The 12,529-nt window shown below is 71.1% G+C and carries 7 protein-coding genes and 2 pseudogenes; all 9 read right to left on the bottom strand.

Translation table 11 applies throughout. The features are described 5' to 3' along the window. Window positions 1-134 precede the first annotated feature (134 nt). Window positions 135-1,283: a DegT/DnrJ/EryC1/StrS family aminotransferase gene (locus OH809_RS42235; RefSeq protein WP_406424654.1), complete on the bottom strand. Its 1,149-nt coding sequence runs from the start codon at window positions 1,281-1,283 to the stop codon at window positions 135-137. 14 nt (window positions 1,284-1,297) lie between these two features. Beyond that, window positions 1,298-1,855 carry a cupin domain-containing protein gene (locus OH809_RS42230; RefSeq protein WP_406415582.1) on the bottom strand — a complete coding sequence of 186 codons (558 nt, stop codon included), beginning with the start codon at window positions 1,853-1,855 and terminating at the stop codon, window positions 1,298-1,300. After that, a complete protein-coding gene (locus OH809_RS42225; RefSeq protein ID WP_406415584.1) occupies window positions 1,852-2,928 on the bottom strand; it encodes a type III polyketide synthase in 1,077 nt (358 codons plus the stop codon). The genes OH809_RS42230 and OH809_RS42225 overlap by 4 nt, the downstream gene beginning before the upstream one ends. A gap of 590 nt (window positions 2,929-3,518) precedes the next feature. Further along, window positions 3,519-3,875, bottom strand: a complete 357-nt coding sequence (locus OH809_RS42220; RefSeq protein WP_406514820.1) for a DUF3099 domain-containing protein — start codon at window positions 3,873-3,875, stop codon at window positions 3,519-3,521. Between the two features lie 349 nt (window positions 3,876-4,224). Beyond that, window positions 4,225-5,943, bottom strand: coding sequence for a cytochrome bc complex cytochrome b subunit (locus OH809_RS42215; RefSeq protein ID WP_406415588.1), 1,719 nt, complete (start codon window positions 5,941-5,943; stop codon window positions 4,225-4,227). Between the two features lie 409 nt (window positions 5,944-6,352). Next, window positions 6,353-7,903, bottom strand: coding sequence for an FAD-dependent oxidoreductase (locus tag OH809_RS42210; protein ID WP_406415590.1), 1,551 nt, complete (start codon window positions 7,901-7,903; stop codon window positions 6,353-6,355). A gap of 572 nt (window positions 7,904-8,475) precedes the next feature. Further along, the gene (locus OH809_RS42205; protein ID WP_406425442.1) at window positions 8,476-8,775 is read right to left on the bottom strand and encodes a hypothetical protein; all 300 of its coding nucleotides are present in this window, start codon (window positions 8,773-8,775) and stop codon (window positions 8,476-8,478) included. Between the two features lie 78 nt (window positions 8,776-8,853). Then, window positions 8,854-9,774 (bottom strand): annotated as a pseudogene (locus OH809_RS42200) (lyase family protein); the annotation flags it as partial. Between the two features lie 210 nt (window positions 9,775-9,984). Next, window positions 9,985-11,940, bottom strand: a pseudogene (locus OH809_RS42195) (FAD/NAD(P)-binding protein); the annotation flags it as partial. Between the last annotated feature and the right edge of the window lie 589 nt (window positions 11,941-12,529).

Below are 12,529 nucleotides of genomic sequence, written 5' to 3'. Positions count from 1 at the left end.
CGGGATCCGTGGCCGAGCCGGCCGACGCCACCGGGTTCCGTGCGGGCTCCGGGGGCGTACGGACAACTCCTCAAGGACCGCTCGACTCCTGGCCGAGCCGGCGGTGACGAGGCCCGGGAGGGGCGCGGGTACTTCTATGCGGCCCGCCGGGTGGACGACGTGTGGGTCCGCAGCGCGGTCCGCAGGACCTGCGCGACCCGTTCGACCTGGCCCTGGCTCAGCTCGGCGTGCATGGGGATGGCGAGATTGCGGCGGAAGAGGTCCGCCGAGACCGGGCAGGTCTGCTTCGACTCGAACACCGGCTGGACGTGCGTCGCCCAGGTGCCGTGCCCGCAGCCGATGCCCTGGGCGCGCAGGTCCTTGGCCACCGCCGCCCGGTCCACGCTCTCACCCAGCGTCACCATGTAGGACTGCCAGGCGTGGGTGCGGTCCTCGGGCACCTGCGGCAGGGTGAGGAGTTCCTCGCCGGCGAGCAGGTCGGCGTAGCGGGCCGCGACGGCGCGGCGGCGCTCCAGCAGCTCGCCGATCCGGCCTATCTGCACCTGCAGGATCGCCGCGGCGATGTCGGACAGCTTGAAGTTGTACCCGATCTCGGTGAACTCCGGGATCGGCAGGCCGACGACCTGCGCCTGGTCGAAGATGCTGCCGATGCCGAAGGACGAGCGCAGCCTGGCGTCCGCCGCGACGGCCGGGTCGGCGGCGATCAGGGCCCCGCCCTCACCGCTGGTGGCACCCTTGCGTCCGTGGAAGGACAGACAGGCCACCTCGGCCAGAGCGCCCGCCTCGCGTCCCTGGTAGGTCGCGCCGACCGCGCAGGCGGCGTCCTCGACGACGAACAGCCCGTGGCAGTCGGCGAGCGTCTGCAGCTGCGCGTAGTCCGCGGGCATGCCGACCGTGTCGACGGCGATCACGCCCACGGTCCGCGGGCCGATCAGGTCCGCCACCGCCTGCGGGTCGATGGTGCCGGTGTCGGCGCGCACGTCGGCGAAGACCGGGACGGCGCCGACGTAGCGCACCGCATGGGCGGGGGCGGGGAAGGTGTAGTCGGCGACGATGACTTCGTCGCCCGGCTTGACGCCGAGCGCGAGCATGGCCAGGTGGAGCGCGGCGCCGCAGTTGCTCACCGCCACCACGTCACCGGCGCCGTAACGCTCCTTCAGCTGGGCTTCCAGCGCCTTGCCCTTCGGGCCCTGGCCGGCGGGCCAGCCCGAGGCGAACACCTCGGCGACAGCGGCCAGTTCCTGTTCGCCCAGGCTCGCTTGCACCAGGTCAATCGTGTCCATCGTGCTCATGTCGCTCACGCTCCGCGCTTCGTTGCCGACTGGGATGGAAGGAGAGCGGGGGGTTCGTAGCGCAGCGGTGTGAGCTGATGGACGTCATAACGCCGGCGCATCTGCTCCACGGCCTCGGCGTCCACCGGCCCGCCGGCCTGCCAGATTTCCGCGATCTCCTCGAAGTAGTACTCGTGATAGGGCGACGGATAGCACTGGAACAGCATGCGCGCCGGTTCGTTCGAGGCGTTCCTGAAGGCGTGCGGGGTCCCCGGGGGAACGAACATGCAGGCGCCCTCGGTCGCGCTGACGACCCGGTCTCCGTCGGTCGACTCCCAGTCGTGCCAGGAGTTCTCGGTGCGCTTGGCCGGCTCGAACGCCAGGAGCTGAAGCTCCCCTTCCAGGACGTAGAAAAATTCCTGGGAATCGTTGTGGACGTGCGCCCCGACGTCGAATCCGGGCGGCACGACCACCTCGAAGATCGACACGGAAGAGCCCTGCTCCTTGGTGGCCTTGAAGGTCACTTCCTGCGCCTTGGTGATCAGCTTCCGGCCCCCGGCGGGCGGGACGATGAGGCCGGTCATGCGGCGTTGCCCGGTTCGGCCGGAGCATCGACAGTCCACCGGCCCAGCGCCATTTCCGCGGTGATGCCGGGACCGAAGCCCGCGATCAGACCGGTGGCGTCGGTTGCCGGGGTGTCCTCCTCGAACAGGCGGCGCGCCGCGTCGAGTACGACGGCGCTGGCGATGTTCCCGTACTCGGTCAGGGTCGCCCAGCTGTGGCGGAACACCTTGCGGTCGACGTTGAGGAACTTCGCGAGGTCGTCCAGGATCCGGGGGCCGCCGGCGTGGACGATGTAGAAGTCGAGGTTGCCGGCATCCCAGCTGTGGTCCTTGGCGAACTCCCGCAGCACCGGGGCCAGCGGTTCCATCGTCCCGGGCACCCGGCGGTCCAGCTGGAAGTGGAAGCCGGTGTCCCGCACGGAGTAGGCGATCCACTCCTCGGTGTTCGGGATGAGGTAGGAGGCATTGCGCTCCAGCTCGATGCCGACGCCCCCGGTCCCCCGCACCACAGCGGCCGCGACCGCGTCACCGAACAGCCCGTCGGACAGCAGCGAACCGATGTCGTCCGCATCGGGCTGGTAGCACAGCGAGCACAGCTCGCACGCCACGATCAGAACGTTGCTGCCGGGGTGGGCCAGGCAGAAGTCGTGGGCCCGGTTGATCGCCGCGCCGCCCGCCGCGCATCCCAGCTGTGCGATGGGGATCTGGCGGGTGTCGGACCGGAATCCGAGCTTGTTGATCAGCCATGCCGTCAGCGACGGCATCAGAAACCCGGTGCACGATACATATATGATCGCGTCGATGTCCCGTTCCACCACGTCGGCGTTTTCCAGGGCTCGTTCGATGACCTCCGGGCACCGCTTCTTGGACTCGAGCTCATAGATGCGGTTGCGTTCCGTCAGGCCCGGGTGGGTGAGCGTCTTCTCGATGGGCTGCACAATATGCCGCTTCTGCACCCCCGTGTTCCGAATCAGTCGAAGCGCTAAAGGAAGCTGAGGCTTTCCACCGTGGACTCTCTCGGCGAATTCCAGAGTCTCTTCCATCGTGATGACATATTCCGGCGTGCTCACCGCGGGCTTGCATAGCCTCGGCATATCTGGAATCTTCTTTCTCTAGAGTCTGCCTTCGGTACGTGAAGATTCTTTTTGTGCACAGCGTCCGGAGCCTTTTACCGGCCGCTTTTGCCCAGCACACAGAACGGCCACCGCACAGGGGGCCGTGGTGGTGACGGGTGGACAGGGCACGGCGGGTCACGCCCGGTGGGACCGGAACCGGCTGCGCGGCAGGCCGGGATGCTCATCGGCCGGCGCCGGCGTGCGGGCCTGCCGTCTCCTGGCGCGCACGGGCAGGCGGTTCAACGCCGTCCGGGAACCTGCACGCAAAGCCCTGCAACAAGAAGGCCTGGATGAGGTGTTGGTGAAGTCCGCCGCTCGCCGCTCAACGTCCCACGAGCGTTCGGACGGTACCGCCCGGGTGCAGCGCCACACACCTGACACGGACTCGGTCTCGCCGGTACGGGCCGGTGGACGCGGCACTCAATCCACGGCCACACGGCGGGTTTCGGGCAGGGTAGGCGTGCTGAAATAGTGACACGGTTGGCATCTTCGCGCCAAGAGCACCTCAAAGTGACGTGAGTCACGTCAGCCGAGGTCGTGGGGTCGCCGGTGTGCAGTGAAGTGCCGGGTCAGTCCGCCGTGTTGTGTTCCGGCGGCAGGATCAGGGTGGGTTCGAGGACGACGCGGGCGGCGGGCTCTTCGTTCACCCGTGCCAGCGCAGGCCGCGCGCCCCGGTGCTGGCGCCACCCGGCCTGCGCCACCACCACGGCGACGTAGGGAATGCCACCCGCGCCGACCAGCGCGCAGACCGCGAGGGCGGGCCAGCGGTTCCAGGTGACGGCCATCACCACCACACAGGCGCTGCGCACCAGCATGGCTGCGAGGTAGCGGCGCTGACGGCCGCGCAGGTCCCGCGTCAGGCCGGTGCGCGCCCGGGTGATGGACTCGGCCCGGGCAGCATCCCGGCGCCATGGAGTGGTGTTCATCGGGCCTCCGTGGACACTCCGGCACGGCGCCGGAACCGGAAAAAAAGGGGGCTGGACCCTGCCGGTTGGACGAAGGATCCCGTGCGGTGCGGACGTTCACCTACTGGGCGGCCGTGCCGCGGGGCGGCGGGCCGCTACGGCGCCGTACGGTCGTCGGGTCACGGATGGCTGCCGTGTGCCGTGCACCGCCGGAGTGACGGCGGGCGGTGGAACAGCGGACGGTGGACAGTGGAACGGCAGAAGGCCGAACGGCGGGCCGCGGGCGGTGCAACGGCGGCGGCGCGGGTGACCGTCCTCTGATCACCCGCGCCGCCGTCCCTGGCCCGGTTTTCGGCTGTGGGCCGCCGGGTCAGTGCACGTCCTGGTCCGGCTCTCGCTCCTTGGGCGCGCGCTGGGCGCCGATTTCCAGGTGCCCGTCTGCCGAGCCGTGCCCGTTGGCCGAGTGGCCGAAGTGTTCCAGGGCCTGCTCCATCTCCTGCGGGGTCGGCTTGGCGATCTGGTTGCCGTACAGCCAGCGGCTGAGCCGGTAGCGCAGCACCTCCTTGCGGGCCTTGGGATTGGGCACGCCGTTGCGTTCCGTCGCGGGCGCCGGCAGCGGCTCGTAGGACTCCCTGGCCAGCAGCGCGTACTCCTGTCCGCGGTCGAGGCGCTCGTGCATCTCGACGAACTCGCCGTGCGGCAGCCTTTGGATCTTTCCGGTCTCGCGGCCGTGCAGGAGCTTGTCGCGGTCCCTGCGCTGCAGGCCCAGGCAGATCCGTCGGGTGATGACGTAGGTCAGCGCCGGGACGAGGAAGACCCCGATCCGTATCACCCATGTGATCGAGTTCAGGGACAGATGAAAACGCTCGGCCAGGATGTCGTTGGCGCCGCCGAAGAACAGCACCAGGTAAAGGGCGACGAACGCGCAGCCGAACGCGGTCCGCGTGGGGTGGTCGCGCGGCCGGTCGAGGAGATGGTGCTCCCTTTTGTCCCCGGTGACCCAGGCCTCCAGGAACGGCCAGAGAGCGATCACGCCAGCCATCACCGTGGGCAGGATGACGGCCGGGACCACGATGCCGAGATTGATGGTGTAGCCGCCCCAGATGGTGAACTCCCAGGCCGGGAAGGCCCGCAGCGCGCCTTCGAGGAAACCCATGTACCAGTCCGGCTGGGATCCCTGGGAGATCTGGTCGGCGCGGTAGGGACCGTACATCCACACCGGGTTGATCTGCGCGATGCCCGCCAGCAGCGCGAGCACCCCGGAGACCAGGAAGAAGAAGCCGCCGGCCTTGGCCGTGTAGTTCGGCACAAGGGGCTCACCGACGACGTTCTTCTCGGTGCGGCCCGGGCCCCGGAACTGGGTGTGCTTGTGGTAGAAGACCAGGATCAGGTGGACGGTGAGCAGGATGAACACGAGTGCTGGGATCAGCAGGATGTGCAGGCTGTAGACCCGGGGCACGAGGTCGTGGCCCGGGAACTCGCCGCCGAACGCGAGCATGTGCACATAGGTGCCGACCAGCGGGACGGCGAGCGTGATGCCCGAGGTGATGCGCATACCGGTGCCGGAGAGCAGGTCGTCGGGAAGCGCGTACCCGAAAAAGCCCTCCAGGCTCACCAGGACAAGCATCACGAAGCCGATCAGCCAGTTGACCTCACGCGGTTTGCGGAACGAGCCGGTGAGGAAATGCCGCAGCGTGTGCAGGCAGAGCGCACCGATCATGACCAGGGCCGACCAGTGGTGCAGCTGGCGGATGAACAGGCCGCCGCGCACCTCCAAGCTGATCTCCACTGTGGAGGCGTAGGCCCCCGACATCCGCACGCCCTCGAGCGGGCCGTACGGGCCGTGGTAGACGGTCTCGGCCATGGTCGGCTCGAAGAAGAAGGTGAGCCAGGTCCCGGTGAGAATCAGCACGATGAAGCTGTAGAGCGCTATCTCGCCGAACATGAACGACCAGTGCTCGGGAAACACCTTGCGGATCAGGAACCGGAAGTTGTAGATCCCGAGCCGCTCGTCCGCCCAATCGGCGATGCGCTCGCCCTTCGGCGTCTCGGTGCGCGTACCCTGCGGCGCTGTTTCGGTCGTGCTCATACCCGCGCGCCCTCCCCTCGCCGCTCGGTTGTCACAGGCACACCCGGTCCGGCCAGCGAACGGTCGGTGGTGGGGGCGGCCTGCCGCGGCACAAGCGGGCCCGTGCCCTGGAGCAGATGGAACGCTATCGACGCGCGACTCGAACGAACAACCGACTTCAAGCCGAATCTCAAGCCTAACTCGACTGTTTCTTGAGCGAGTTGCGAGTCAGTGGGGTGCGCATCGGCCATCTCCGTGAATAACTGGCCATGCTTCCCGGCCTCGTTGGCCGTGCATGGTGCCCGCCTTTCGCTCAACTGCTCCTGCAAAATTGCTAGTTGATCCACTCTTGTCACACGGAAAGCATAGGCCCGCGCTCAGCGCGGCTCGCGACCGGCTACAACCTGCCGCGCGTTCCGGAGCGCGGCACTCACGGCCGCCGCCGGTCACCGGCGGGCGCCGCGGCAGGCCACTGTGCCGAGGACCCCGTGGTGGGTCTGCGCCCGGCAGAGCCGGTGGAGACCCCGGCGGCAGATGCGTCCGGCGCGACGGAGCGGCGCCGGAGCGCGTCCTGGCCGTGGGTGGTGCTGGGCGGCGTCGCCTGGGCCGGGCCGCGCGGGCCGCGGAGCGCGGCCCGCAGCGCGCCCGGCCGCAGCGCCGCGGCGGGCTCGGCAGCCGTCTGCAGCAGTTCGAGCAGCAGCGTCGCCGCGTACGGATCGGTGGTCGCAGCTGCCGCGATCCGGTCCGCGTACCGCCTGCTGAGCCGGGTGCGCACTCCGGCACGCGGCTCTTGGCCCGCCTTCGCCACGCGCAGATTGCGGGTGCTCATGTGCCAGGCGGGGGCCAGGCGGTGGGCAAGGGCCCGGCGCAGCCGGTAGCCCAGGCCGACCGCTGTGCCGTGACTGGTCAGCATGTGATCGAGGACGAGGGCGGACTGCACCGCGATCGTCATGCCCTGACCGTGGGCCGGGTCGAGGGCGGCGAGGGCGTCGCCGACGACGATGAACTGGTCGGGCCAGCGGCGCAGCTTCTCGTAATGACGCCAGCGGTTCTCGGTCCGGCCGCTGCCGTAGATCGGGCCGAGCGGGGTGGCGGACTCGATGACGTCGCGCAGCAGCGGGTGACGCAGGGCGCCCGCCGCGCGCAGCAGCCCCTCGTGGTCGGCGGGTGATCGCTTGTCGTCACTGGTACAGATCGACACCGACCAGCGGCCGCCCTCGATGGGATTGAGCATGCCCTGCACCGGATTTTCGGCCGAAGCCATGAGTAACAGGCTCTTCCAGTCGGCGACATGGCCGATGGGCGGTGCGAACACGACGGTGGTGTACCTGGTACGGGCATCGGCCACCGTTTCCCTGGGCGGCTCGTAACCGAGTTCGGCAAGCCATTGGGGGGCGCACGAGCCGCGTCCGGTGGCATCGACCACGAAGTCGGCGGATATCAGGCGCCGGGCAGCCCATCCGTCGGTCGCCTTCCGGTCCCGCCCGCGCACCCATACGCCGGTGACGGTGTCGTGGCGGCCGGGCTGCAGGGAGACGACCTCGTGCTCCTGCAAAAAGGTCACCTTGGAGTCGGCGAGCAGCCGGTCGCGCATCACCGCGTCGATCAGATCGCGGCTAGCGCTCAGCATCGACAGGTCCGAGTCGAACCGGGGCAGCCAGCCGCCCGGGCCGAGCAGCAGCATGTCCTCGGGCATGCGGACGCGCACCGCTCCGGCGCCGGTCAGGTCCTGGCCTATGCCGGGAAACAACTGCTCCAGGCCCTGCTGGGCAGCTGTCATGAGGCTGTGCGTGTGCCGCGCCTGGGGCACGCCCCGGCGCCGCGCGGGTCCGCGTGGCACCCAGTCGCGCTCGATCACGGTGACCCGGTCCATGAAGTTGGCCAGGGCCCGCGCCGCGGTGAGCCCGGCGATGCCCGAGCCGATGATCACGGCGTGGCCGTGGCCGTCACCCCCGTCGATAACACCCGCGTTCAGACTCAACTTACCTGCCTTCCCAGTGGGTTGTGCTTGCATCATGCGGGGCGTGGCCACCCGCACGAGGGAATTCGGCCCGTCGAGGGCGGGAGTTCGAGTGGCCTTCGAGGCAGTCACGAGGAGAACTCGAGCGGGATCGCGCGGGGGCGGCAAGAAGCGGTGGGTCTCGGCCGAGTCCAGCCCGCCGCCGGTGCGGGGACCGGCGGGGCCTCGCAGCCCCGGCCGTGATCCGTCGCCCGGATGCCGCCGGCGGAGCTTCCCGCCGGCGGGCGACCTCGAACGCACGTCTGCCTCGCGGCGAAAGGGGCTGGGCACAACGCGAACGAGATGACGACCACCCCTGGGCCGCGCCCATCCCGCACCAGCCGTCCTTGTCAGACCGGCCGGCCATTGGGGGGTGGGTGAAGGAGCGGGGCTGGGGTGCGTGCATCGCAAGGCGGAGGATTGAGCCATGGCGAATGGTGCCTCCCCTGCTCGAGCGAAGCCGAGAGCTCGGGGAACATGGTGATGGACGACAACGCCGCGAGGTACGTGCCCCAGCCCCGTGACGCCACCCCCCAATTGCCGGCCGGTCTCAGTTACGGCGCCGGGGTCCGCACGCACCCCGGCTCGGTGAGCGCCCGGTCCACCAAAGGACCGGCGGCGCCGGTGTAACCGTCCGGGTCGAGGAGGGCGGCCGCCTCGCCGCTGTTCAGCACGCCGGCCAGCTGCGGGAGTTCGGCCAGTACGTCGGCCAGCGGCCGGCCGGCCCGGGCGGCGAGGAGCGAGGCCTGGGTCAGCAGTTCCTTGGCGGCCGTCTTGCCGATGCGCGGCGCCAGGACGGCCGAGACCCGCTCGGAGACCAGCTGCCCGCCGGTCGCCTGGAGGTTGGCGCGCATCCGTTCCGGGCGGACGGTGAGTCCCTGCGCGAGTTCGACGGCCGTGTGCGCGGCGCCGCCGGTCAGGCGCAGGCATTCGCGCAGCGGCTGCCACTCGGCATGCCACACCCCGGCCGAGCGCTCGTCCTCGGCGGACAGGCACTGCATCAGTACGGTGGCCAGGGCGGGCACTTGGAGGGCGGCGGAGCGGATCAGGGTCGCGAGCACGGGGTTGCGCTTGTGCGGCATCGCCGAGGAGGCGCCCCGCCCGGCGACCGCGGGCTCGGCCACCTCGCCGATCTCGGTCCTGGCCAGCACCAGCACATCCGCGGCGATCTTGCCGAGGGCCCCGGCCGTGTGGGCGAGGGCGGTCGCCAGGTCGGCGACGGGGGTGCGCAGGACGTGCCAGGGCAGGACGGGGGCGGACAGCCCGGTCTCGGCGGCGAAGGCGGCGCCGAGGCCGTCGAGTACGGCCGCGGGATCGGTGCCCTCACCGGCGTACTGCAGATAACCGGCCAGTGTTCCGGCCGCGCCGCCGAGCGCCACCGGAAGCCCGCCGTCGGCGATCCGCTCCAGGCGCTCGACCGCGTCCAGGACCAGCTGGCGCCACCCGGCCGCCTTCAGCCCGAAGGTCGTGGGGACGGCGTGCAGGGCGAGGGTGCGGCCCGCCATCACGGTGTCCCGGTGCGCGGCCGCGAGGTCGCCCAGCGCGGCGGCCACGGTGTGCAGGTCCGCGACGATCAGGCGCAGCGCGCGGGCGGCCACCAGCATCGCGCCGGTGTCGAAGACGTCCTGGCTGGTGGAGCCGCGGTGCACATATTCGGCGGCCTGCGGGGAACGCTGGGCGACCACCGCGGTCAGCGCCTTGACCAGCCCCACGACCGGGTTCGCGGTCTCCCGCGCGGCCAGCGCCAGCTCGCGCACGTCCAGCAGGTCCGCGCGGGCGGCGGCCGTGATGGCCTCGGCCGCGTGTGCGGGCACCGTGCCGCAGCGGGCCTGGGCTCGGGCCAGGGCCGCCTCCGCGTCGAGCATCGCCTGCAGCCAGGCGCCATCGCCCACGGCCGCCTCGACGTCGGTGCCCGCCCGGACCGGGGAGAGCAGCCCGGCGTCCAGGTGGGCGGGCAGGGCCGCGGGTTCCGGGGGCTCGTAGCGGGAGGTCATGCGTCTGCCTTCGCGCTCAGGGCGGCGGCTGTGCGGGCCGCCGCGGCGGTGGACGGTTGCTGCCGGCACGGCGGGTGCCGGGGGCAGGGCGAGGACCGCCGCCGCGATGGCGTCGGAGTCCTCCAGGGTGACCGAGCCGACGCCGGGTCTGATGCCCGCGGCGGTCACCCAGTGCACGGATTCTGTCGGCACCCCGTAGGCGAAGCGCCTGGGATGCGGCACGCCGTGGGCGTCGATCAGGTGGTAGGGCCGCTCGGACACGGCCAGGCCCCCGGTCTCGTAGTCGGCGTCCCCCGCGCCGCCGTCGCCGGGGCCGCCCGCCGGGCGGGGGATGCGGTACGGGCGGCACTGCCCGGTGCGCAGCAGCTGGCGCATCAGCGGGTCCGCGGTGCGCCGCAGGTCGATCTCGGGCAGGCGGGCCTCGATGAGGACCGTGGCCCGCACCCGCACGCCCGGGATCTCGCTGGACGTAGCGGTGAAACAGGGGCCGAGCGGGTCGTGCGGGTCGGCGGTGACGCTCAGCCCGGGGCCGGTCACGTCGAGGATGCCGGCGTCCATGAGCGCGGCCATCTCCTCGATGCGGGACGCGGGCGGGCCGATGGACAGATAGGCGTTGAGCGGTGTGTACCAGCGATCGAGGTCGTCGCGGTGGGACGCGGCGGTCAGGCCGGCGTGGTCGACGGCGAGGCGCACCTCGTTGCGCAGGTCCCGCAGGACGTCGAGGGCGGCCTTGACCGGTCCGCTGACGTTGCCCTGGCGGGCCAGGCGGACGTCGTCGTCGAGGTGGCCGCGCAGCCAGCTGCGGAAGGCGGCCAGGTTGCTCAGGGCGCCAGGGCCGTAGGGGCGGGCGACGCGCTGCCAGTCCCAGCGCTCGGCCGCGCCGATCCCGGCCTCGTCAAGAAGCCTGTCCTCCGCCCGGCCCGGTGCGGCGTGCAGATACCGCTCGGTGAACTCCTCGACGGCCGCGGCGTCTTCACCGCGCGCCGTGAGCAGGGCCGCGTAGTAGACGCCGCACACTTCCTTGGAGATCAGCGGCCACAGGTCGGCGGCGAAGTCGATGGCCGCGCCGCGGGTGCCCCGGGCGCGCAGCGCCGCGATGTGCCCGGCGGTCAGGAGCCGGGGGAAGTAGCGGCCGTGGACGCCCTTTTCGTTCTCGCCGCGTGCCTGGTAGGGCACACCGCGCCGGGAGCCGGCGTACAGGCGCGGCTCGCGGCCCGAGGGCCGGTAGACCAGGCGGCCGCCGACGCGGGTGAACACGCCGCGCCGGCCCTGGGTGAACAGTGCCATGTAGTCGAAGAAGTTGAGCCCGAGCCCGCGCAGCAGCACGCTCTGCCCGGGCCGGATGCCCGACAGGTCCACGTCGGCCGGGTTGGCGGGGGCCACGTACACAAGCCCGCGCCGGGCGGCGAAGTCGGTCAGCTCCCGCTCCGTGTCGGTGGGCTGGGCCGGGACGTGGCCCTGGGCGAGGACGACCGCGGACAGGCCGGTCAGCCGGGTGCCGTCCTCCAGTACGACCGTCTGTGGCCCCGCCTGCCGGGCCGCGCCACCGGCGTCCTCGAGGGCGACCGCCCGCACGGGATACGTGCGCACCGTCAAGTGCGCGGCGGCCTTCGCGACGACCCGCTGGAACGCCCAGGTCAGATAGCAGCCGTAGAGCGCGCGGGTGGGATAGGCGTCGGGGCCCAGACCGCGCGCCTCGGCGAGGACCTCGTCGTCGTGGGCGGTCTGCGGGCCGGTGTCGAGCGTGCCCGACTCCAGGACCTTGGCCCACTCGTACAGGCTCGGCCCCTCCTCCAGCGGGCCTTCGATGCGGACGCTGGAGTCGATGTAGATCGTCACCTGGGAGGCGACGGTGTTCATCAGCAGGTGCCGGGACTGGTCAGGGCGCCACACCCGCCCTGAGCCCGGCGGGTCCGGGTCGACGACGTGCACGGTGACGGTGTCCCAGCGGGGCGACTTCCGTTCCTGCGCACAGAGCCGTTCCAGTACGGAAAGGCCCCGGGGACCGGCGCCGACGAGGCACACCTGAAGGTGTGCGGCCGTGCCGTCCCCGGCCGGAGGTGCGGATGGGCGGGTGTCCGGGCGCCCGGGTGACAGCGCATCACCCGGGGGGAACTGAGCGGCCGCCGCCACGAGCCGCCCTGCGGGGAGTGCGGCGCCTACTGCGCGTTCGCCTCCGTGCGTACCGTCCACAGTGCCTCCTTCCTCAGCCATCGTCGGCGCAGGCGCTCAACCAGGACTCACTTCCGCCTGGAAGCCGGCTTGAGCCGCCGTTCGCAAGCAGGCCCCGAACGAGGCTGTATCGGGACTCGAGTCGTCGGCCGGGTAATTGGTCTGTTCGCCGGGGCGCGCACCGCCGCACCGGACCCGGGACACAGAGCGGAATGCAAAGTCCTTCTACGGACCCGATCAGCCACGGAGAGGAAACACTGAGCTGACTGCCGCGACCGGCACGGGACATGCACGCGATTCACACGGGGGGCGAGCCACCTCATGAAGGAGCTTCGATGAAGTCTCACCCATGCCCCAGAGGCCACACTCAGGACAGCCGAGCCGCCGCCGGGTCCGTCCTGTGCGCTCCCTGCATCAGGCGGGTGGGGCGCAGCCTGCGCGC

It is taken from the genome of Streptomyces sp. NBC_00873 (assembly GCF_045207415.1).
In the GTDB taxonomy this organism is placed as follows: Bacteria; Actinomycetota; Actinomycetes; order Streptomycetales; family Streptomycetaceae; genus Streptomyces.
Note: the sequence above shows the minus strand (reverse complement) of the source record. Positions and strands in the feature narration are given on the sequence as shown.

Coding starts and splice junctions, on each gene's coding strand:
- OH809_RS42215 (WP_406415588.1), bottom strand. CDS start 5,943: ATGAGCACGACCGAAACAGCGCCGCAGGGTACGCGCACCGAGACGCCG.
- OH809_RS42230 (WP_406415582.1), bottom strand. CDS start 1,855: ATGACCGGCCTCATCGTCCCGCCCGCCGGGGGCCGGAAGCTGATCACC.
- OH809_RS42220 (WP_406514820.1), bottom strand. CDS start 3,875: ATGAACACCACTCCATGGCGCCGGGATGCTGCCCGGGCCGAGTCCATC.
- OH809_RS42205 (WP_406425442.1), bottom strand. CDS start 8,775: ATGCGCGCCAACCTCCAGGCGACCGGCGGGCAGCTGGTCTCCGAGCGG.
- OH809_RS42225 (WP_406415584.1), bottom strand. CDS start 2,928: ATGCCGAGGCTATGCAAGCCCGCGGTGAGCACGCCGGAATATGTCATC.
- OH809_RS42235 (WP_406424654.1), bottom strand. CDS start 1,283: ATGGACACGATTGACCTGGTGCAAGCGAGCCTGGGCGAACAGGAACTG.